This is a genomic window from Burkholderia sp. KJ006, from assembly GCF_000262695.1.
Lineage (GTDB): Bacteria > Pseudomonadota > Gammaproteobacteria > Burkholderiales > Burkholderiaceae > Burkholderia > Burkholderia vietnamiensis.
Window position 1 is genome coordinate 1,116,081 of the sequence record NC_017920.1, and the last position, 22,140, is coordinate 1,138,220.

The following is a 22,140-nucleotide window of genomic DNA, read 5'->3' on the forward strand; positions in this document are numbered from 1 at the left end:
CGGAAGCCAGGCGCGCATGTGCGCCTCGATCCACTGCCGAACCGCACGCCGGCATCTGCACGCAGGTGCGAACGTCGATGAAGACCTATCACGGGACCGGGCAGGCACTGCGCCTGCCGTGGTCGACAGGAGATCCGTGGGGTCATCATCAGTCGTCGGATGACTTGTGACGCAGTATAATGAATCCACGGCGTTCGCTCAAACCCCGCGTAAACCCTCGGCTCACATTACGATCACTCAAAAAGGAACCGGCCTCATGTCCGTGCCCACGCTTCCCGCAGCGCCGCGCCGTCGCGCCCGCAGCCTCGCACAAGATGTCGTCGACGCGCTGACCGCGCAGATCGAAAACGGCACGCTGCGTCCCGGCGACAAGCTGCCGACCGAAACCGAAGTCATGGCGGCGCAGGGCGTCAGCCGCACGGTCGTGCGCGAAGCGATCTCGCGGATGCAGGCGAGCGGCCTGATCGAAACGCGCCACGGGATCGGCAGCTTCGTGCTGGAGCCGTCGCGTCGTCGCGCGCTCGGCATCGATCCGGCGACCATCACGACGCTGCGCGACGTGCTCGCGGTGCTCGAGCTGCGGATCAGCCTCGAGAGCGAGTGCGCGAGCCTTGCCGCGCAACGCGCGAGCGACGCGGATCTCGCCGCGCTGCGCCGCGCGCTCGACGCGATCGCCTCGGGGGCGGGCGGCGGTCACGACACCGCGCAGCTCGACTTCCAGTTCCATCTGCAGATCGCGCAGTCGACCGGCAACCGCTATTTCGTCGACATCATGACGCAGCTGGGCGCGTCGATCATTCCGCGCACGCGCGTGAATTCCGCACGCTTCGCCGGCGACGACCTCGAGCGCTACGTGGCCCGGCTCAATCACGAGCACGAGGACATCTACGAGGCCATCGCACGCCACGACCCGGAGGCCGCGCGCGCCGCGATGCGCACGCACCTCACCAATAGCCGCGAGCGGCTGCGCCGCGCGCACGAGGCGGCCGAAGCGGAGCGTGATACGCAAGCCGGCTGAGACGCATGGCCACGCGGTGACGTACGCCGCATGCAGAGTGTATTGAGATCGGTCGTCGTATGAGATGGTGGCGACCTTGTCGGCGCAGTGGCCGCCGGCGCGCGTCGCGACCGCTCGCCACGCACGCCGGGGCAGGAGCGGTCGCGACGCGCATCGTCGTCGTGGCCCGCGCCGGGCGCCCGGTACAGCCGTCCGGGCGCGGTGCTGCCGGTCGATCAGCCTCCCTTCGTCACGATGGTCTTCCACGTGCCGTTCTTCACCTGGTACAGCGTCGACATCCCGCTCTTCAGCGAGCCGTCGTTGGCGAACGAGATGCGTCCGGTCACGCCTTCGAAGTCCACTTTCTTCAGCGCCGGGCGATAGACCTTCGGATCCGTCGAATTGGCCGCCTGCATCGCCTTGATCGCGGCCCATGCGGCGTCGTAGCCGAACTGCGCGTACGACAGCACGTCGACGCCGAAGCGCTTCTTGAAGCGCTTCTCGAAATCCTTGCCTTGCGGCAGTTCATCGAGCGGCCGGCCGTATTCCCACGCCATCGCGCCTTCGGCGGCCGGGCCGGCGATCTTCACGAACTCGTTGTCCTTCACGCCGCCGCCGCCGACGAACTGCGCGGTCAGCCCGAGCTGGCGCATCTGCTTGATGAAGTTCGCGGCCAGCGAATCGAGGCCGCCGAAGAAGATCAGGTCGGGATTCTTGCCCTTCAGGCTGGTGATCTGCGCGCGGAAGTCGACGGCCTGGTTGTTGGTGAACTCGCGGCCGATGATGTTGCCGCCGGCCGCCTTCACGGCCTTCTCGAACTCGTCGGCCTCGCCCTGGCCGAACGCGGTGCGGTCGTCGATGATCGCGATGCGTTTCGCCTTCGTCACGTCGACGGCGTACTTGCCCGCGTTGCCCGCGTTCTGGCCGTCGGTCGCGATCACCATGAACATGTTCGCGAGCCCGCGCGACGTGAGCGTCGGGTTGGTGGCGGCCGGGTCGATCACCGGGATGCCGGCCTTGTCGTAGACGACCGACGCCGGAATCGTCGTGCCCGAGTTGAAGTGGCCGATCACCACCGACACGTTCTGGTCGACCAGCGCCTGCGCGGCCTGCACGCCGATGCGCGGGTCGGCCTGATCGTCCTGCACGACGAGGTCGAAATGCGCGGGCTTGCCGGCGATCTGCACCTTCTGCGCGACCGCATCGTCGAGCGCGAGCTGCACGCCGTTCTGTAGATCCTTGCCGTAGCCGGCGTTCACGCCCGTGAGCGGTGCGGCGAAACCGACCTTCACGTCGGTTGCGTCGGCGGCGCGGGCGGCCTGTTGCGAGAGGAGTGCCAATGCGGATACGACCGATACCGACAGCAGGGAATGACGAAATTTCATGTTCGTTCCTCTTGTTCTACACCAGCGGGTGGATTCCGCACGCATCCGGCAGCCGGATGCGCGCGACGGGCGGGCGGTTCAACCGCTTCTCTGATCGGGCGGGTAGGTCCGGCGTGCTGCCATTCCAGGGAAGACGCTCCCGGCAGGCTCGGCGAGGAGCCCCGATCGCTTCGATTTATAGGTCGCCGATATGTGCGGGTCTTGGCAATTTGCCGCGCATTCGATGCGGATTTGCGCATAGCTTCCGCGCGTGCGGCAGCGGCCGGTATCGGGAGTTTCCCGTCACGAGCGGACGGGCGAATGGAGGCAGGGCGGAAGGCGGGTAGGGCAGGAGGATGCGGACGGCGACGCAGCCCCGCGGCGGGGCTGCGTCGCGATTGCCGTCGTCAGTCGGACAGCGCGTCCGACGCGCTTTCTACGACGTCCTGCGTCGCGCTCGTGCGGATCGCCGGGTCGCTGGTGCTCGGCCGGCCGGTCTCGACGTGGCCCGCGAAGCGGCGCACGAAGCCGAGCGGCCGCTCGTCGCTGACGGTCAGGTCATACCAGCCGTGGCTGCCGCGCAGGTCCCAGTAGTCGTCGACGTGGGCGCCCGGCGCGAGCTCGAACGTGCGTGCGCCGCGGTGGCCGTACGCGTTGCTCACCTTGAGCCGCACCGCCTTGTGGCCGCGGTTCATCAGACGTAGCGTGATGTTGCCGTTCGCGACGTCGTAGCCGTAGACCACCTCGGGGTTCGCGCTCGTGCCGCCGACGCCGCTCGCGAACGAGCCGCGGAAATGGCAATAGAAGCCGTTCGGACCGTACACGTCGAGGTCGTACAGGCCGAGCGACGCGGCGGCGCTCCACGTGTCGGCGAGCCGCTTGCCGGCTTCGACCGTGTACGCCCACGGGCCGTCGACGCGGTTGCGCGACTGCACCTGGAACGCCGCGCCGGCGCGGCCCGTGTTCGCGAAGGTCAGCCGGAACTGGCCGCTCGCGGGCTCGACGCGGCCGTGCACGAACAGCTCGTACGGCAGCGCGCGCGCCGGACGCAGCCCGGCTTCCTGTTTCGGCACCGTCTGCAGCGCCGGCGGCACGGGGACGTAGTCGGGATGGCGCACGCGGTCGGCCGGCGCGTAGCCGCTCGTGTCCGGCAGCGTCGGCCAGGCGGCGTCGGCGTTCGAGAAGTCGAACGCCGACGTCAGGTTGCCGCACACCGCGCGGCGCCACGGCGATACGTTCGCGGCCGTGATCGGATATTGCGCACCGAAGCGCGCTTCGATGAATTGCAGCAGCGACGTGTGATCGAAGGTCTGCGAGCAGACCCAGCCGCCCTTGGTCCACGGCGACACCACGAGCATCGGCACGCGCGGCCCGAGCCCGTACGCGCCCGCCATGTGCGACGCGTCGCCGGCGAACACCTCGTTGGTCGTCGCGACGGTCGACAGCCCGTTATCGCGCGACTGCGGCGCGAACGGCGGCGGCACGTGGTCGAAGAAGCCGTCGTTTTCGTCGTAGGTGATGAAGAGCGCGGTCTTGCTCCACACTTCCGGGTTCGACACCAGCACCTTCAGCACTTGCTCGATGTACCACGCGCCGTAGTTCGCCGGCCAGTTCGGATGCTCGGAGTACGCTTCCGGCGCGCAGATCCACGACACCTGCGGCAGCGTGCCGTTCTTCACGTCCTGCTCCAGCACGTCGAACAGCGTGCCGCCGGCGCTGATGTTGGTGCCGGTGCGGGCCTTCTCGTACAGCGGCGTGCCGGGCAGCGCGTTGCGGTACTGGTTGAAGTACAGCAGCGCGTTGTCGCCGTAGTTGCCGATGTACGGGTTCTGCGTCCAGCCCCACGAGCCCTTCGCGTCGAGCCCGGTGCCGACGTCCTGGTAGATCTTCCACGACACGCCGGCCTGCTCGAGCACTTCCGGATAGGTCGTCCAGCCGTAGCCCTGTTCCTCGTTGCCGAGCACCGGGCCGCCGCCCGTGCCGTCGTTGCCGACGTAGCCGGTCCACATGTAGTAGCGGTTCGGGTCGGTCGAGCTCGGGATCGCGCAGTGGTACGCGTCGCAGATCGTGAACGCGTCGGCGAGCTGATAGTGGAACGGGATGTCGTCGCGCTTCAGGTACGCCATCGTCGTGGTGCCCTTGTTCGGCACCCACTGATCGTAGCGGCCTTTGTTCCACGCGGCATGCATGTCCTGCCAGCCGTGCGGCAGATCCTGCAGGAACTGCAGGCCGAGGTTGTCGGCGCCCGGATGGAACGGCAGCACCTCGGCCGGGCCGGCCGGCTGGTGGAACACGGACTTGCCGCTCGCGAGGCGCAGCGGCCGCGGGTCGCCGAAGCCGCGCACGCCGCGCATCGTGCCGAAGTAATGGTCGAACGAGCGATTCTCCTGCATCAGGATCACGATGTGTTCGATGTCGCGGATCGTGCCGGTACGGCGGTTCGCGGGAATGGCGAGCGCATCGCGGATCACGGGCGGGAACAGGTTCAGCGCGGCGGCGCCGGCGGTGCCGGCGGCGACGCGGAGGAAGTCACGACGGGTCGATCGGGTCATGGTCGTTATCGTGGGGTAAAGGGGAGCCGGTTGGCGGGACATGCGGAACAACGGAACAGGCTGGCGCGCCCGGACGCAGGATGCGGCTGCGTCGGTCGTGCGGACGCGAGCATAGCGAGCAAACGGTGTCATTCATGTGAAGTCGGAAACGTTTGCACGGTTTGCAGGTACGGCGCGGGTTCGGTTGGGGCAGCGATGGCCCGCGTGGACGGCGGGAGAAGGGCGGCGCGCGGCGCGCCGCGCAGGCTTCGACACGCGGCGCCGCACGCCGCGCTGCGGCTGCGTCAGGCGTCGGTCACCCACGCGCCGAACCACTCGCTCGGCCGCGCGATTTCATCCTGGGCGGCGACGAGCTCGAGCTCGTAGCGGCGTGCGTCGTAGGTCGCCTTGACCACCGCGTGCACGGCCGCGAGCGTGTGCTCGAACGCGCCGCGCACGGAATCGCCGCGCAGCCGGCGCGCGACGAAGATCGCGCTGGTGAGGTCGCCCACGCCGACCGGATGGCGCGGAAACGCATAGAGCGGACGCTGGCCGATCCATGCTTCGGTTTCGGTGACGGCCAGCATGTTGAAGCGGTCGGCCGGGCTGTTACGGTCGTGCAGGTGCTTGACGAGAATGAGCTTCGGGCCGCGGCGGATCAGGGCGCGGCACGCGTCCACGGCTTCGGCGACCGTCTCGATGCGCCGCCCCGCGAGCTTCTGCAGCTCGGTGTGGTTCGGCGACATGCCGTCGGCGAGCGCCGGCATCTCGTCGACGATGTATTCCTCGACGCCGGGCTCGGGCCGGATTCCGCCGGTCTGGCCCAACGCCGGATCGCAGAAGTACCACGCGTTCGGGTTCATCGCCTTCACCGTGCGCACGATCTCGACCGTGGCGCGCGCCTGCGCCGGCGAGCCGACGAAGCCGGACAGCACCGCGTCGCAGCGCTTCAGGCCGCCGATCGCGGCGACACCGTCGACCAGCTGCTCCATCTTCGCGGCGTCGATCGCGCTGCCGGCCCAGTGCCCGTACTGCATGTGGTTGGACAGCTGGACGGTGTTGAGCGGCCAGACGTTGACGCCGAGCCGTTGCATCGGAAACACGGCCGCGCTGTTGCCGGCATGTCCGTAGATCACGTGCGACTGAATGCTGAGGACGTTTTTCATGGGCGCTCGCCTGCAGGCGTTTCAGGGTCACGTCACAAGATACCCGAGTTCGTCGCGCGCGCGGAAGTCGCGCGGCCTTCGAGTGTTGCGCGCCGCCGTCAGCCCGACCGCGTAGAATCGCGGGGCGTGTGGCTGCCCGGCCGCCGCGCGTGCCCGTCCCATTACCGTGAGCGCCATGTTTTCGACTTCCCCGATCTTGTCCGTCGCGCGCGCCGCGTGGCTGGCCGCCGGCATCGCCGCCGCTGCGAGCGTCGCCTCGGCCGCCGCCCCGACGCCGGCCGGCAACGACGGGCCCGCGTACGGCCCGCGGCTGGAAGGGTTCGCCTATCCGGCGCCGGTGCATCGCCATGCGTTCGTGTCGCAGCGCGAAACGCTCGAAATGGACTACATGGACGTGCAGCCGGCGCACCCGAACGGCCGCACCGTCGTCCTCCTGCACGGCAAGAACTTCTGCGCGGCGACCTGGGAGGACACGATCGACGTGCTGAGCCACGCTGGCTATCGCGTGGTCGCGCCGGACCAGATCGGCTTCTGCAAGTCGTCGAAGCCGGAGCGCTATCAGTACAGCTTCCAGCAGCTCGCGCGCAACACGCACGCGCTGCTCGAGTCGATCGGCGTGAAGTCGGCGACGCTCGTCGGCCATTCGACCGGCGGCATGCTGGCGATACGCTACGCGCTGATGTATCCGAAGGCGACCGACCAGCTGGTGCTGGTGAACCCGATCGGCCTCGAGGACTGGAAGGCGCTCGGCGTGCCGCCGCTGTCGGTCGATTACTGGTACGCACGCGAGCTGAAGACGACGGCCGACGGCATCCGCCGCTACGAGCAGGCGACCTACTACGCGGGCAAGTGGGCGCCGTCGTACGAGCGCTGGGTGCAGATGCTCGCCGGCATGTATCGCGGCGCGGGCCGCGACGCGGTCGCGTGGAATTCGGCGCTCGTCTACGACATGATCTTCACGCAGCCGGTGGTCTACGAGCTCGGCGCGATTCGCGTGCCGACGCTGCTGCTGATCGGCGACAAGGACACGACCGCGATCGGCAAGGACGCCGCGCCGCCGGACGTGCACGCGAAGCTCGGCCGTTATCCGGAGCTTGCGAAGCGCACGCAGGCGGCGATTCCCGGTGCGCAACTGATCGAATTCCCGGCGCTCGGGCACGCGCCGCAGATCCAGGATCCGGACGCGTTCCACAAGGCGCTGCTCGACGGGATGGCTGCGGTCCATCCGCAGTGACGAAGTGACGAAGCGACGGGCGGGCGGGCGCGCGCCGCGAGCGGCGGCGCGGCCGCACCGTCAGCGCGTTTCGCTCGCCAGCTCGTCGCGGATCTGCGCGGCCAGCTCGAACGAGCGCAGCCGCGCCGCGTGATCGTAGATCTGGGCGGTGACGATCAGCTCGTCCGCACCCGTCTGCGCGATCCGGTCGCGTAACTGGTCGCGCACCGTGTCGCGCGAGCCGACGGCCGCGAACGACAGCGCATGCGCGACGTTCGCGAGTTCGAATTCGCTGGCCTCGAGCGCGTCGACCGGCGGCGGCAGCTTGCCCGGCGTGCCGCGGCGCAGGTTGATGAACTGCTGCTGCAGCGACGTGAAGAGGCGCCGTGCTTCTTCGTCGGTATCGGCGGCGAACACGTTCACGCCGACCATCGCATACGGCTTCGGCCACGCGGCCGACGGGCGGTATTGCGCGCGATAGAGTTCGAGCGCGCGCATCAGATAGTCCGGCGCAAAGTGCGATGCGAATGCGAACGGCAAGCCGAGCATCGCGGCGAGCTGCGCGCTGAACAGGCTCGAGCCGAGCAGCCAGATCGGCACGTCGAGCCCTGCGCCGGGCACCGCCCGCACGCGCTGGCCGGGCACCGGCGCCGCGAAATAGCGCTGCAGCTCGGCGACGTCGTCCGGAAAGGAATCGGCGCTGCCGATCAGGTCGCGCCGCAGCGCGCGCGACGTGGTCTGGTCGGTGCCGGGCGCGCGGCCGAGCCCGAGGTCGATGCGGCCGGGGTACAGCGACGCCAGCGTGCCGAACTGCTCGGCGATCACGAGCGGCGCGTGGTTCGGCAGCATGATCCCGCCCGAGCCGACGCGGATCGTCTGCGTCGCGCCCGCCACGTGGCCGATCACGACGGCGGTCGCCGCGCTCGCGATACCCGGCATGTTGTGGTGCTCGGCGAGCCAGTAGCGGCGGTAGCCGAGGCGTTCCGCATGCTGCGCCAGATCGACGGTGTTGCGGAATGCCTGCGCGGCGTCGGCGCCTTCGGGGATGGGGGCGAGGTCGAGTACGGAAAACGGAATCATCGGATGGCCTTCGAAAGGAGGGGCGCGGTGATGCGCATGCGCAACAGATGACGACGATTCTGCCAAAGGGCCGCGCCGCGCGCTGGCGACGCACGGATACCCACACGCCTTACAGGGCTGCAAGCCACGCCCGTTTCATTGTTGCGAAAATCGATCCAATCCACGAATAATTACCAAACTTTACGGTGATTCCACGTGTCTTCGCACCGACGCACAATTCTCAACGAAATGTTTGATTTTGCAGACGGCAATACGCCTGCAAAGCGCTTACGCTAATGTCGGCAGGCCGGCGCCGAAATGGTTTGCCGGCCGCGCAGCTTTGCCGAAATTGCACCAGTCCGTTTCATGTTGCTCCGCGCGTGACGGTGCGCGGGCTGCTAAAATCCTGCGCCTGTCCATGTTTTGCCGATGCCAGCCATTCGAGTCTTCCCGCATCCCGTTCCGGGTTTCGCGTGAGGGGGCGGCCGCGCGAAGCCGGGCATGGCCGCTTTCGGGGCGAGCCGTGCCGCCCCTCATACAGACGCTGCTGGAACAAGGAGTCGGGTCGTGCCCGCGTTCGTCGCTGTCGTAATACCCCATCACGTTCAACCCGGTTCGAACGATCGACGTGCCGCCCGCGGTGCCGGGAGGCATGCCGCATGATGCCGACCGTCACGCTGCTCGACTGGCTGCTGGTCGCCTTCACGCTCGCCGCGGCCGGCTATGCGCTCGTCGCGGCCTTCGCGCCGGCGCCGCGCACGCCGCGCACCGCCGCGCGCGACGGCTTCGAGCCGGTCAGCGTGCTCAAGCCGCTGTGCGGCGCGGAGCCGCATCTGTACGAGAACCTCGCGACCTTCTGCGAACAGCGCCACCCGCGCCATGAAGTGCTGTTCGGCGTCGCGTCGGCGTCCGATCCGGCGATCGCGGTGGTCGAGCGGCTGCGTGCCGACTACCCGGAATGCGACATCACGCTCGTGATCGACGCGCGCGTGCACGGCAAGAATCTGAAGGTCAGCAACCTGATCAACCTGGCCGAGCGCGCGAAGTACGGCCGCATCGTGATCGCGGACAGCGACATCGCGGTGCAGCCCGATTATCTGGAGCGCGTGACGGCGCCGCTCGCCGATCCGTCGGTCGGCGTCGTCACGTGCCTGTATCATGCGCGCAGCGTCGGCGGCTTCTGGACGCGGATCGGCGCGCAGTTCGTCGACGCGTGGTTCGCGCCGTCGGTGCGGATCACGCACCTGGGCCGCTCGAGCCGCTTCGGGTTCGGCGCGACGCTCGCCGTCACGCGCGATACGCTCGATCGGATCGGCGGTTTTCTCGCGCTGAAGGACGAGCTCGCCGACGACTTCTGGCTCGCCGAGCTGCCGCGCCGCCTCGGGCGGCGCACCGTGTTGTCCGAGGTCGACGTCGCGACCGACGTGATCGAGCCGTCGTTCGGCCCGCTGTGGCATCGCGAGACGCGCTGGCTGCGCACGATCCGGTCGCTGAACCCGATGGGCTTCGCGTTCCTGTTCATCACGTTCACCGTGCCGTGGCTCGCGATCGGCGCGGCGCTCGCGCTGCGGCTGGACGGCACCGTCGCGGGCACGCTCGCGGGCGGCGCGGCCATCGTCGGTGCGTTCGGGCGGCTCGTGCTGCATGCGCGCGGCGAGGACGGCTGGAGTGCGTTCTGGCGCGACCTTCCACTCGTGGCGGTACGCGACACGCTGCTCGCGCTCGAATGGCTGGCGGCCGCGTACGGCTCGCAGGTCGTGTGGCGCGGCGCGCGGATGACGGTGGTCGGCGGCGAGCGCGCGCCGGCGGTGGAAGGCGGCGACGGCTGCTGACGAGCATGTTGGGGGAGCCGGCCGCGCGCCCGCTCCCGAGCGAATCCGGCCCGAGGGCCGAGACGCGCCGCGCGGCCACGCCGCGCGACGCGACATGACAGAGGCGGGCGCCCACAGCGCGGCCCGCGGTTGATTGAAACTGAATCGTTGAAACGAATCGAATTATGCAGGCTACCGGAGCATTCATGAAAACGCTGTTCTTGCAGGCCCCTTCGTACGATGGCTTCGACGGCGGAGCCGGCTCGCGCTATCAGGCGAAGCGCGAAATCCGTTCCTTCTGGTACCCGACCTGGCTCGCGCAGCCGGCCGCGCTCGTGCCGGGCAGCCGCGTCGTCGACGCGCCGGCCGACGGCCTGTCGGTCGAGGAGACGCTGAAGATCGCCAACGACTACGATCTCGTGATCATCCACACGAGCACGCCGTCGTTCCCGACCGACGCGATGTTCGCGCAGGACCTGAAGAAGATGAAGCCGTCGCTGCTGGTCGGCATGGTCGGCGCGAAGGTGATGGTCGATCCGCACAATTCGCTGACGGCGAGCGACGCGATCGACTTCGTGTGCCGCGAGGAATTCGACTACACCTGCAAGGAAATCGCCGAAGGCAAGCCGTTCCCGGAGATCAAGGGCTTGAGCTGGCGCGCGAAGGACGGCTCGATCGAGCACAACGAAGCGCGTCCGATCCTCGAGAACATGGACGAGCTGCCGTTCGTCGCGCCCATCTACAAGCGCGACCTGAAGATCGACAACTACTTCATCGGCTATCTGAACTATCCGTACGTGTCGATCTACACGGGTCGCGGCTGCAAGTCGCGCTGCACGTTCTGCCTGTGGCCGCAGACGGTCAGCGGCCATCGCTATCGCACGCGCTCGGTCGAGAACGTGCTCGCCGAAGCGAAGTGGATCCGCGACAACATGCCGGAAGTGAAGGAACTGATGTTCGACGACGATACCTTCACCGACGACCTGCCGCGCGCCGAAGCGATCGCGATCGGCCTGGGCAAGCTCGGCATGACGTGGTCGTGCAACGCGAAGGCGAACGTGCCGTACAAGTCGCTGAAGATCATGAAGGAAAACGGCCTGCGCCTGCTGCTGGTCGGCTTCGAATCCGGCGACGACCAGATCCTCGTGAACATCAAGAAGGGCGTGCGCACCGATTTCGCGCGCCGCTTCAGCGCGGACTGCAAGAAGCTCGGCATCAAGATCCACGGCACCTTCATCCTCGGCCTGCCGGGCGAGACGCCGGAAACCATCAAGAAGACGATCGAGTACGCGAAGGAAATCAACCCGCACACGATCCAGGTGTCGCTGGCCGCGCCGTATCCGGGCACGACGCTGTACAAGCAGGCCGTCGAGAACGGCTGGATGGAAGAGAACAAGACGATCAACCTGGTCAGCAAGGAAGGCGTGCAGCTGGCCGCGATCGGCTATCCGCACCTGTCGCGCGACGAGATCTATCACCATCTCGAGCAGTTCTATCGCGAGTTCTATTTCCGTCCGTCGAAGATCTGGGAAATCGTCCGCGAGATGCTGACGAGCTGGGACATGATGAAGCGCCGTCTGCGCGAAGGCGTGGAGTTCTTCCGCTTCCTGCGCGCGCACGAGGCCTGATTCGTGACGACGCAGCGGGCGGCGCGAGCGCTCATCTTCACCGCGGACGACTTCGGGCTGCATCCGCGCGTGAACGCGGCGGTCGAGCGCGCGCATCGCGACGGCGTGCTCAACGCCGCGAGCCTGATGGTCGGCGCGAGCGCCGCGCAGGATGCGATCGAGCGCGCGCGGCGGCTGCCGTCGCTCGCGGTCGGTCTGCATCTGGTGCTCGCGGACGGGCCGGCCACGCTGCCCGCGCATGAGATACCGGCGCTCGTCGGCCGCGACGGGCGCTTCGGCGACGCGATGGCGAAGGACGGCTGCCGCTTCTTCTTCCTGCCGCACGTGCGCGCGCAGCTGCGCCGCGAGATCCGCGCGCAGTTCGAGGCGTTCGCGGCGAGCGGCCTGCCGCTCGACCACGTGAACGCGCACAAGCATTTCCATCTGCATCCGACCGTGCTGTCGATGATCATCGACATCGGTCGCGACTACGGGCTGCGCGCCGTGCGGCTGCCGTACGAAGCGAGCGCGAGTGCGCTGCTCAAGCCGTGGATCGCGCTCGTGCGCGCGCGGCTCGACCGCGCGGGGCTCGCGCACAATGATTACGTGGTCGGCATCGAGCATACGGGCGCCATGGACGAGCGCGTGCTGCTCGACGCGCTCGCCGCGCTGCCGCCCGGTGTCGGCGAGATCTACTGCCATCCGGCCGAAGCCGGCGACGGCCCGATCACGCCGACGATGGCCGATTACCGTCCGGCCGACGAGCTCGACGCGCTGCTGTCGCCGCGCGTCGCGGCTGCGCTGAAGGCGGCCGGCGTCGCGACCGGCGGGTTCGCCGACGTGTTCGGTCTGCGCGCGGCGCGCCGCGGCGCGCACCACGCGCGCGCAGCGGGGGCGCAGCCGTCGTGACCAAGTGGATCAAATGGCTCGGCTGGCCGATCGGCATCGGGATCCTGCTGGCGCTGGGCCTGCACGAGGGTATCGGCGACGTGTCGCGGATGATCGAGCGCGCCGGCTTCGCGCTGCTGTGGCTCGTGCCGTTTCACGCGCTGCCGCTGCTGCTCGACGCGTACGCGTGGCATCAGTTGCTCGACCGTCGCGCGACGCTGCCGTTCCTGTGGTGGATCGCGACCGTGCGCGAGGCGGTGAACCGGCTGCTGCCGGTCGTCGGCATCGGCGGCGAGCTGGTCGGCATCCGGCTCGCGCGCTGGCAGGTGGCCGACGCGAGCCGCGTGACCGCGTCGGTGATCGTCGAGGTGCTGGTGACGATCGTCGTCCAGTATGCGTTCGCGGCGCTCGGCCTCGTGCTGCTGCTGGCGACCACGCACGACATGGGCGGCGGCACGATCGGCCTCGCGCTGGTGCTGACGCTGCCGTTGCCGGTGCTCGGCGTCGTGCTGATGCGCCGCGGCGGCGTCTTCCACGCGATCGAGCGCTTCGCCGGGCGCTTGCTCGGCGATTCGCACCGCTTGCTGCAGGGCGTCGACGGCCGGCGGCTCGATCGCGACATCGATGCGCTGATGTCGCGCACCGCGCTGCTGTTCAGCGCGTTCTTCTGGCAGCTGGCCGGCTACGTGCTCGGTGCGCTCGAGATCTACTGGGCGCTCGCGCTGCTCGGCCATCCGGTGTCGATCGGCGGCGCGGTCGCGATCGAGGCGATGACGCAGGCCGTGCGCCATGCGGCGTTCATGGTGCCGGGCGGCCTCGGCGTGCAGGAGGCCACCGTCGTGCTGCTCGCGCAGATGTTCGGCGTCGATCGCGAGAGCGCGCTGTCGCTCGCGCTGGTCAAGCGCGGCCGCGAGGTGCTGTTCGGCTGTCTCGCGCTCGGCTCGTGGCAGCTGGCCGAGCTCGTGCGCACGCGCGGCCGGATCGCCGCGATCCCGGCCGCCGCGCGCGTCGCGCAGCCGCTGCGCGGCGAGCGCGAGCGTCAGACCGAATCGACCCATTGAACGGGTGACGGGCCGCGCGGCCCGTCTCGCGCTTTTGGCGCGGCGCGGGTATGCTTGCCGCGTGTTTTCTCGACGCGCAATTCTTCCGATGATCTTTCGTTTCCGGCTGTTTCCCGTGACGCTGCTGGCTGCCGCACTCGCGCTGTCCGGCTGCAACGACAAGGGCGATCTCGACGTGCAACGCATCAGGGATTTCTTCACCGCGATCAAGCCGGCGCCGCTGCTGCTCAAGGGGCTGAAGGTCGGCGTGTCGACCGAGGCCGACGTGCGCGAGACGATGGGCAAGCCCGACACCGAGCGCATGTTCACCGACGGCTCGAAACGCCTCGAATATCCGCGCGGGCCGATGGGCAACCAGACCTGGTTCGTCGATCTCGACGCGAGCGGCCATTACGTCGGCGCGACCCAGGTGCTCACCGCCGAGAATTTCGCGAAGGTGCGCCCCGGCATGAACGAGGACGAGGTGCGGCGCCTGCTCGGCAAGCCGGGCGACGTCGCGCAGTATCCGCTCAAGCCCGAGACGGTATGGAGCTGGCGCTGGCTCGAGGACGGCGTGAACACCGACGCGTTCTTCAACGTCCATTTCGGCCCGGACGGGCTCGTCTACACGACTTCGCGCTCCGACATCCTGAAGGGGCGCTGACTCCCGGCGCGTCGCGATATCGAAAAAGCGACCGGAAAATTGCAAAAAAGCCGCTTCCCTGCGTGTTGTACGACTGTCAGGGAGCGGCTTTTTTCCTTTTGAAACAGCGCCGTAGCCCGCGCGTTCAAATCGCCGCATCGTTTGCTGCGACGCAGCAATGGCGGACGAGGTGATTTGAGGCAAATATTTTCGCTTGCGACTATCCGCGTCAGCCCGGCGTGGGACAGGTATGCGCGCCGGTAACCCTGTCAACACTGGAGACGCGCGTGTTCCTTTACGGCTTTGGTCCCGTCCTGTGGGCCGGCACCGTGCAGACCATCGAGCTGTCGGTTCTGTCGCTCGCCACCGCGGTGGCGCTGGGGCTGATCGGCGCGGTGGCGAAGCTGTCGCACAACCGGGTGCTGCGAGCGATCGCGACCGGCTATACGACGCTGATCCGCTCGGTGCCCGATCTCGTCCTGATGCTGCTGCTGTTCTACAGCATTCAGATCTGGCTGAACCAGTTCACCGACCTGCTGGGCTGGGACCAGATCGACATCGATCCGTTCGTCGCCGGCGTGCTGACGCTCGGCTTCATCTACGGTGCGTACTTCACCGAGACGTTCCGCGGCGCGTTCCTGTCGGTGCCGCGCGGCCAGCTCGAAGCGGGCGCGGCCTACGGGATGAGCGGCGCGCGCGTGTTCGCGCGGATCATGTTTCCGCAGATGATGCGCTTCGCACTGCCGGGCATCGGCAACAACTGGCAGGTGCTCGTGAAGGCGACCGCACTGGTGTCGATCATCGGCCTCGCGGACGTCGTGAAGGCCGCGCAGGACGCCGGCAAGAGCACCTTCAACATGTTCTTCTTCATTCTCGTTGCGGCGCTGATCTATCTTGCGATCACGACCGTTTCCAATCTCGTGCTGATCCAGCTCGAGAAGCGTTATTCCATGGGCGTGCGGCACGCAGAACTATGATCGAGATTCTCCAGGAATTCGGCCAGGCGTTTCTTTACTGGGACGGCCAGCGGCTGTCCGGCCTCGCGGTGACGTTGTGGCTGCTGGTCGCGTCGATTTCGCTCGGCTTCGTGTGCGCGGTGCCGCTCGCCGTTGCGCGCGTGTCGAAGAAGCGCTGGGTGTCGACGCCGGTGCGCCTCTACACGTACGTGTTTCGCGGCACGCCGCTCTACGTGCAGTTGCTGCTGATGTACACGGGCATGTACAGCCTCGAGTTCGTCCGTTCGCATTCGCTGCTCGACGCGTTTTTCCGCAGCGGCTTCAACTGCGCGATTCTTGCGTTCGCGCTGAACACGTGTGCGTACACGACGGAGATCTTCGCCGGTGCGATCCGTGCGATTCCGCACGGCGAGGTCGAGGCTGCGCGCGCATACGGGATGTCGCCGTTCACGATGTACCGGCGCGTGATCGTACCGTCGGCGCTGCGGCGTGCGCTGCCGCTGTACAGCAACGAGGTGATCCTGATGCTGCACGCGACCACCGTCGCGTTCACCGCGACCGTGCCGGACATTCTGAAAGTCGCGCGCGACGCCAATTCCGCGACCTACATGGCGTTCCAGTCGTTCGGCCTCGCCGCGCTGATCTATCTTGCGGTATCGTTCGCACTCGTCGCGGCATTTCGCCGGGCGGAGCGCCACTGGCTCGCGTATCTCGCGGCCGGACGTCATTGATTTCACTTCGAGGAGAGCCAGTTGGCCGAGATCACTCAAACGAGCGCGTCCGCTTCCGTCAAGCTTGCCGCGGTCGACATTCACAAGCGCTATGGCGATAACGAGGTGCTCAAGGGCGTGTCGCTGAACGCGAAGGCCGGCGACGTCATCAGCATCATCGGCGCGAGCGGTTCGGGCAAGAGCACGTTCCTGCGCTGCATCAATTTTCTCGAGCGGCCGAACGCGGGGCAGATCGTCGTCGACGGCGAGATCGTGCGTACCAAGACCGACCGTGCCGGCGCGCTGGAAGTTGCCGATCACAAGCAGTTGCAGCGGATCCGCACGAAGCTGGCGATGGTGTTCCAGCACTTCAATCTGTGGGCGCACATGAACGTGCTCGAGAACGTGATGGAAGCGCCGGTGCATGTGCTCGGCATCACGAAGAAAGAGGCCGAGGAGCGTGCGCGCGAGTATCTGGAGAAGGTTGGTCTGCCGCCGCGCGTCGAGAAGCAGTATCCGTCGCATCTGTCGGGCGGCCAGCAGCAGCGCGTCGCGATCGCGCGGGCGCTCGCGATGCATCCGGACGTGATGCTGTTCGACGAGCCGACGTCGGCGCTCGATCCGGAACTCGTCGGCGAGGTGCTGAAGGTGATGCAGAAGCTCGCCGAGGAGGGTCGCACGATGATCGTCGTCACGCACGAGATGGGTTTTGCGCGCAACGTGTCGAACCACGTGATGTTCCTGCATCAGGGGCGGACCGAGGAGCAGGGCGATCCGAAGGAAGTGCTGGTGCGTCCGCAGAGCGAGCGTCTGAAGCAGTTCCTGTCGGGCAGTCTCAAGTAACGCGACGGGCGGTTTTCATCGTGGTCCCGGTGTCTCGTCCCGCAGGCGCCACCCGCACGACGCAGGTGGCGATCGTCGCGTTGCCGCCCGTGTCGATGTCGGGTGTGGGGCCGATCGTCGATGCGTTGAATCTCGCGAACGAGATCGACGGGCGGCTGTTGTATCGGTGGCAGGTGTGTTCGTGGGACGGGCGGCCGGTGCCGCTCGCCGGCGGTGCGCACTGGCATGCCGATGCGGCGTTCAACGATGCGATCGCGTGTGACTGGCTGATCGTCGTATCGGAGCGGTTTCAGCAGTTCGCCGACTATCGGTTGTTTCTCGCGAGCCTGGCGCGGGTCGGGCAGCGTACGCCGGTCGTCAGCGGGATTCACCACGGCGTGTGGTGGCTGGCGATGGCGGGGCAGTTGTCCGGGTATCGCGTGAGTGTGAACTGGGAGACGTATCAGCAGTTTGCCGAGCAGTTCGAGCGTTCGATCGTCACGCAGCAGATCTTCGAGATCGATCGTGATCGGGCGACCTGTGCGGGCGGGCAGGCGACGGTCGATTTCATGCTGGCGATGATCGGCCGTGAGCATGGGGCCGATCTGGCGGAGCGGATTGCCGATGCGCTGGGCGCCGGCACGCTGCGCAGCGGCGAGGAGCGGCAGCGGATTCCGTTCGTTACTGCGCCCGGCGAGCGGCATCCGCGGCTCAACGATGCGTTGTTGCTGATGGAGGCCAATATCGAGGATCCGCTCACGACCGACGAGATTGCCGGGTTGGTGGGCGTGTCGCGGCGGCAGCTCGAGCGGTTGTTTCGGCAGTATCTTGGGGCGATGCCGTCGAAGTATTACCTCAATCTTCGGTTGCTCAAGGCGCGTACGCAGTTGCAGCGGACCAGCAAGTCGGTCGTGCAGGTCAGTCTCGCCTGTGGGTTTTCTTCTGCTGCGCATTTTTCCAATGCTTATCGCGAACGGTTTGGGGTGACGCCGCGGGAGGATCGGCGGGCGTGGCTCGAGAAGCAGACCGGGGGTGGGAGTGAGCCGCGGGCTGGGGCGTTGGTCGAGCGTCATGGGGATTAGCTAGCGCGGTTTTGTCGTGCGACTTGGCGTTGGCGTGAAATACCTGTGATCGTGTCGGTCTATTAGCGTCGCCCCTGCGCGGGGCGGCGGTTACTTTTCTTTGTCTTGCCAAAGAAAAGTAACCAAAAGAAAGGCGCTCAGATAACGCGTGACCTCCCGGTGCCATGGTCACCGGAGTGGCCACCGCCTAAGTGTCCGCGCCAGTAACGAAGCCGGAGTGGTTCGAGAATAGTTCTGACATCACTCACCACACCACAGAGCGGTATACCGCCCGCTAGCTCCGTCCTCGCTTCGCTCGGACGACGGGCAACTCCCCGGTTTCAAGGTGAGCGATCCGTGTATCCGCAATGGTTCCCCATCGCGCCAGCACGGAGAAAATCGTCCGGTTGTAATCGTGAAGGGCTAATTGATCTGGAGCACTTATTTCATGGCCAGCTCGCGCACGTGGCGCAGATTTTGCGGTTGAAGTACCTTGCAGCCGAGCGCAGCGAGGATGGAGCTGGCGGGCGGTATACCGCTCTGTGGTGTGGTGAGTGATGTCAGAACTATTTCTCGAACCACTCCGGGTTCCTGTCTGGCGCGGACACTTAGGCGGTGGCCACTCCGGGTGCCATGGCACCGGGAGGTCATGCGTTATCTGAGCGCCTTTCTTTTGGTTACTTTTCTTTGGCAAGACAAAGAAAAGTAACCGCCGCCCCGCGCAGGGGCGACGCTAATAGACCGACACGATCACAGGTATTTCACGCCAACGCCAGCGCCACCAGCAAGTCAGCCCGACAAAACCGCTTCCGATAGAACCCGTCGCAATTCCGCAAGACGCTTGCGCAGCCCTTACCTAAACTTGAACCTGTTGAACCCTCTTACGAACCCGAAAGGAACGACCATGACGACCTCGACCGTGACCCGCCAGACATTCGACGAAGTGATGGTGCCAGTATTCTCCCCCGCGCCGTTCGTGCCGGACCGTGCAGAGGGCTCGCGCGTGTGGGACACGGCCGGCCGCGAGTACGTGGATTTCGCATGCGGCATCGCGGTCACGTCGCTGGGCCACGGCCATCCGGAACTGCTGAAGGTGCTCGACGAACAGGGCCGCAAGCTCTGGCACATCGGCAACGGCTACACGAACGAACCGGTCCTGCGCCTCGCGAAACGCCTCGAATCGCTGACCTTCGCCGACCGCGCATTCTTCGCGAACTCGGGCGCCGAAGCCAACGAAGCCGCACTCAAGCTCGCCCGCCGCGTCGCATTCGATCGCCACGGCGCCGACAAATATGAAATCGTCTCGTTCGTCCAGTCGTTCCACGGCCGCACGCTATTCACGGTCAGCGTCGGCGGCCAGCCGAAATACTCCGAAGGCTTCGGCCCCGTCCCGGCCGGCATCAAACACCTGCCGTTCAACGACATCGAAGCCGCCAAGGCCGCGATCGGCCCGCAAACCTGCGCGGTGATCGTCGAGCCGGTGCAGGGCGAAGGCGGCGTGATCCCGGCCGATCCGGCCTTCCTGAAAGCCCTGCGCGACGCCTGCGATGCGAACGACGCACTGCTGATCTTCGACGAAGTGCAAACGGGCGTCGGCCGCACCGGCCACTTCTACGCGTACATGGATACGGGCGTCACACCCGACATCCTCACCACCGCCAAAGCACTCGGCAACGGCTTCCCGATCGGCGCGATGCTGACGACCAACGAACTCGCCGCGCACTTCAAGGTCGGCGTCCACGGCACCACCTACGGCGGCAACCCGCTCGCGTCGGCCATCGCCGACAAGGTCGTCGAACTGATCGCCGAGCCCGCGCTGCTCGAAGGCGTGCGCGAACGCAGCGTGCGCCTGAAAGGCGCGCTGGAACGCATCAACGCACGCTTCGGCATCTTCAAGGACATCCGCGGCAAGGGCCTGCTGGTCGGCGCGGAACTGACCGCGGCGTTCGACGGCCGCGCGAAGGACTTCGTCAACGCGGCCGCCGACAACGGCCTCATCATGCTGATCGCCGGCCCGAACGTGCTGCGCTTCGTGCCGTCGCTGGTGATCCCGTTCGACCTGCTCGACGAAGGCGTGAAGCGCTTCGAAAAGGCGGTCGAGCAGGTGCTCGCGGCCCACGAAGCCACCGCGCGCTGAGCGGCGCGCCCATCGCAGACAGGAACGACGATGCTATTTGTTCGCCCCGGCAAACTCACGGATCTCGATGCGCTCGCGCAGATGGCGCGCACCGCGCAGCCGGTCCTGCACTCGCTGCCGCACGACCGCGCAGCGCTCGAAGCGCGCGTGGCGCTCTCCGAAGACTCGTTTCGCGCGGACGTCGACTTCGCCGGCGAAGAGTTCTACCTGTTCGTGCTCGAGGATTCATCGACCGGCAAGCTGCTCGGCACGGCGAGCATCGTCGCCGCGGCCGGCTACTCGGAACCGTTCTACGCGTTCCGCAACGACGCGTTGATCCATGCGTCGCGCGAGCTGCACGTGAACCGCAAGATCCATGCGCTCACGATGTCGCACGAGCTCACCGGCAAGAGCCGGCTCGCCGGCTTCTACGTCGATCCGTCGCTGCGCGGCGACGCTGCCGCGCACCTGATCTCGCGAGCGCGAATGATGTACATCGCCGCGAACCGCCGCCGCTTCACGCCCGAAGTGTTCACGCTGCTGCTCGGCGTGAGCGACGCGACGGGCGCATCGCCGTTCTGGGAAGCGGTGGGCCGCAAGTTCTTCGGCCGCGACTTCACCGACGTCGACATCGCATCGGGCGGCCGCAGCCGCACCTTCATCGCGGAAGTGATGCCGGCCTATCCGCTGTACGTGCCGCTGCTGCCCGAAGCCGCGCAGCGCGTACTCGGCGAGCCGAACGAATCGGCGCTGCTCGCGTACGACATCCACCTCGAGGAAGGCTTCGAACCCGACCGCTTCGTCGACATCTTCGACGCGGGCCCGGTGCTCACCGCGCACGTCGACCGCACCGCCTGCGTGAAGTTCGCCGCCGAGCGCACCGTGCGCGAAGCCGCGCATCAGCAGGGCGACGTCGCGTACATGGTGTCGAGCGGCAGCGGCGAAGCGTTCCGCTGCGTGCTGGCCGATCTGCCCGCCGAAGCGGCCGATGCGGCCGGCGCACATGGCGCGGACGCGCCGCTCGCCGCCGACGTGCGCGCGGCGCTCGGTGTGAAGGATGGCGATGTCGTGCGCTGCGTGCCGCTGCATCGCCGCGACGATGAAGACATGAAGGGAGACGCAGCATGATCGTCGTTCGGGTCGTACAAACGGGCGACGTCGACGCGCTCGTGTCGCTCGCGCAGGAAACCGGGCCGGGCCTGACCACGTTCAAGCCCGACCGCGACGCGCTCGCCGCGCGCATCGAACGCTCGCGCCGCACGCTCGACGGCCGCGCCGCGCCGGGCGAAGCCGGCTACTTCTTCGTGATGGAAGATTCGACGACGGGCGACATCGCGGGCGTCTGCGGGATCGAGTCGCAGGTCGGCCTCGAGCAGCCGTTCTACAACTATCGCGTGAGCACCGTCGTGCATGCGAGCCAGGAGCTCGGCGTGTGGACGCGCATGCACGCGCTGAACATCTCGCACGACCTGACCGGCTACGCGGAAGTGTGCTCGCTGTTCCTGAGCCCGCGCTATCGCACGGGCGGCGTCGGCGGCCTGCTGTCGCGCTCGCGCTTCATGTTCATCGCGCAGTTCCGCGAGCGCTTTCCGGAACGCATCTGCGCGGAGCTGCGCGGGCACTTCGACGAGGACGGCACGTCGCCGTTCTGGCGCGCCGTCGGCTCGCACTTCTACCAGATCGACTTCAACGCGGCCGATTACCTGAGCTCGCACGGCCGCAAGTCGTTCCTCGCCGAACTGATGCCGCGCTACCCGGTGTACGTCGACCTGCTGCCGCAGGACGCGCAGGACGCGGTCGGCCTCACGCACCGCGACACGCTGCCGGCCCGCAAGATGCTCGAAGCAGAAGGGCTGCGCTATCAGAACCACGTCGACATCTTCGATGCCGGCCCGGTGCTCGAATGCCACATCAACGACCTGCGCACCGTGCGCGAGAGCGTGGTCGTGCCGGCCGCGATCGGCGTGCCCGATGCGCTCGGCGACGCGAGCCGCTCGCTGGTCTCGAATACGTCGCTGCACGACTTCCGCGTCGGCGTCGCGCCGGGCGTGGTCGCGAACGGATCGTTCGTGCTGTCGGCCGACGATGCCGCCGCGCTCGACGTGAAGGCCGGCGATCCGGTCCGCGTGCTGCCGCTCAAAGCCAAACAGGGATAA

General features: G+C 67.3%; 18 protein-coding genes. 14 read left to right on the forward strand and 4 right to left on the reverse strand.

The window, feature by feature from the left end; genetic code table 11:
• Window positions 1-256 precede the first annotated feature (256 nt).
• The gene (locus MYA_RS05180; RefSeq protein WP_011883997.1) at window positions 257-1,018 is read left to right on the forward strand and encodes a FadR/GntR family transcriptional regulator; all 762 of its coding nucleotides are present in this window, start codon (window positions 257-259) and stop codon (window positions 1,016-1,018) included.
• Window positions 1,019-1,233: 215 nt separating this feature from the next.
• On the opposite strand, the gene MYA_RS05185 is transcribed toward MYA_RS05180, so the two are convergent.
• From MYA_RS05185 to pdxY, 3 genes are all read right to left on the reverse strand, one after another.
• A complete protein-coding gene (locus MYA_RS05185) occupies window positions 1,234-2,382 on the reverse strand; it encodes a branched-chain amino acid ABC transporter substrate-binding protein (RefSeq protein ID WP_011883998.1) in 1,149 nt (382 codons plus the stop codon).
• Between the two features lie 386 nt (window positions 2,383-2,768).
• Complete coding sequence (locus tag MYA_RS05190; RefSeq protein ID WP_014722748.1) at window positions 2,769-4,913, reverse strand: phosphocholine-specific phospholipase C; 2,145 nt, start codon at window positions 4,911-4,913, stop codon at window positions 2,769-2,771.
• Between the two features lie 284 nt (window positions 4,914-5,197).
• The gene (pdxY, locus tag MYA_RS05195; protein ID WP_011884000.1) at window positions 5,198-6,058 is read right to left on the reverse strand and encodes a pyridoxal kinase PdxY; all 861 of its coding nucleotides are present in this window, start codon (window positions 6,056-6,058) and stop codon (window positions 5,198-5,200) included.
• Window positions 6,059-6,233: 175 nt separating this feature from the next.
• Here pdxY and MYA_RS05200 point away from each other — a divergent pair, with 175 nt between their 5' ends.
• Window positions 6,234-7,292, forward strand: coding sequence for an alpha/beta fold hydrolase (locus MYA_RS05200; protein WP_014722749.1), 1,059 nt, complete (start codon window positions 6,234-6,236; stop codon window positions 7,290-7,292).
• A 60-nt stretch (window positions 7,293-7,352) separates the two neighbouring features.
• Here the strand turns inward: MYA_RS05200 and MYA_RS05205 are convergent, their stop codons facing one another.
• Window positions 7,353-8,351, reverse strand: coding sequence for an LLM class flavin-dependent oxidoreductase (locus tag MYA_RS05205; RefSeq protein ID WP_011884003.1), 999 nt, complete (start codon window positions 8,349-8,351; stop codon window positions 7,353-7,355).
• A 638-nt stretch (window positions 8,352-8,989) separates the two neighbouring features.
• Here MYA_RS05205 and hpnI point away from each other — a divergent pair.
• From hpnI to astA, 12 genes are all read left to right on the forward strand, one after another.
• On the forward strand, window positions 8,990-10,162 hold the full coding sequence (gene hpnI, locus MYA_RS05210; protein WP_014722750.1) for a bacteriohopanetetrol glucosamine biosynthesis glycosyltransferase HpnI: 1,173 nt from the start codon (window positions 8,990-8,992) through the stop codon (window positions 10,160-10,162).
• Window positions 10,163-10,323: 161 nt separating this feature from the next.
• Window positions 10,324-11,769, forward strand: a complete 1,446-nt coding sequence (gene hpnJ / locus MYA_RS05215) for a hopanoid biosynthesis associated radical SAM protein HpnJ (protein ID WP_306306641.1) — start codon at window positions 10,324-10,326, stop codon at window positions 11,767-11,769.
• Between the two features lie 3 nt (window positions 11,770-11,772).
• A complete protein-coding gene (gene hpnK, locus MYA_RS05220) occupies window positions 11,773-12,657 on the forward strand; it encodes a hopanoid biosynthesis-associated protein HpnK (protein WP_014722752.1) in 885 nt (294 codons plus the stop codon).
• A complete protein-coding gene (locus tag MYA_RS05225) occupies window positions 12,654-13,697 on the forward strand; it encodes a lysylphosphatidylglycerol synthase domain-containing protein (RefSeq protein WP_014722753.1) in 1,044 nt (347 codons plus the stop codon). Before hpnK ends, MYA_RS05225 begins: the two co-directional genes overlap by 4 nt.
• Before the next feature lie 88 nt (window positions 13,698-13,785).
• Window positions 13,786-14,340: a hypothetical protein gene (locus MYA_RS05230; RefSeq protein ID WP_011884016.1), complete on the forward strand. Its 555-nt coding sequence runs from the start codon at window positions 13,786-13,788 to the stop codon at window positions 14,338-14,340.
• 266 nt (window positions 14,341-14,606) lie between these two features.
• Window positions 14,607-15,296, forward strand: coding sequence for an ABC transporter permease (locus tag MYA_RS05235; RefSeq protein ID WP_011884017.1), 690 nt, complete (start codon window positions 14,607-14,609; stop codon window positions 15,294-15,296).
• Window positions 15,293-16,006, forward strand: coding sequence for an ABC transporter permease (locus MYA_RS05240; protein WP_011884019.1), 714 nt, complete (start codon window positions 15,293-15,295; stop codon window positions 16,004-16,006). The genes MYA_RS05235 and MYA_RS05240 overlap by 4 nt, the downstream gene beginning before the upstream one ends.
• A 21-nt stretch (window positions 16,007-16,027) precedes the next feature.
• Window positions 16,028-16,828 (forward strand): ABC transporter ATP-binding protein, encoded by an 801-nt coding sequence (locus MYA_RS05245; RefSeq protein ID WP_041493799.1) that lies wholly within the window; start codon window positions 16,028-16,030, stop codon window positions 16,826-16,828.
• A 20-nt stretch (window positions 16,829-16,848) separates the two neighbouring features.
• Window positions 16,849-17,889, forward strand: a complete 1,041-nt coding sequence (locus tag MYA_RS05250) for a GlxA family transcriptional regulator (RefSeq protein ID WP_011884021.1) — start codon at window positions 16,849-16,851, stop codon at window positions 17,887-17,889.
• An 883-nt stretch (window positions 17,890-18,772) separates the two neighbouring features.
• Window positions 18,773-20,005, forward strand: coding sequence for an aspartate aminotransferase family protein (locus tag MYA_RS05255; RefSeq protein WP_011884023.1), 1,233 nt, complete (start codon window positions 18,773-18,775; stop codon window positions 20,003-20,005).
• Between the two features lie 30 nt (window positions 20,006-20,035).
• Complete coding sequence (aruF, locus tag MYA_RS05260) at window positions 20,036-21,112, forward strand: arginine/ornithine succinyltransferase subunit alpha (protein WP_014722755.1); 1,077 nt, start codon at window positions 20,036-20,038, stop codon at window positions 21,110-21,112.
• Window positions 21,109-22,140: an arginine N-succinyltransferase gene (gene astA, locus MYA_RS05265; protein WP_011884025.1), complete on the forward strand. Its 1,032-nt coding sequence runs from the start codon at window positions 21,109-21,111 to the stop codon at window positions 22,138-22,140. Before aruF ends, astA begins: the two co-directional genes overlap by 4 nt.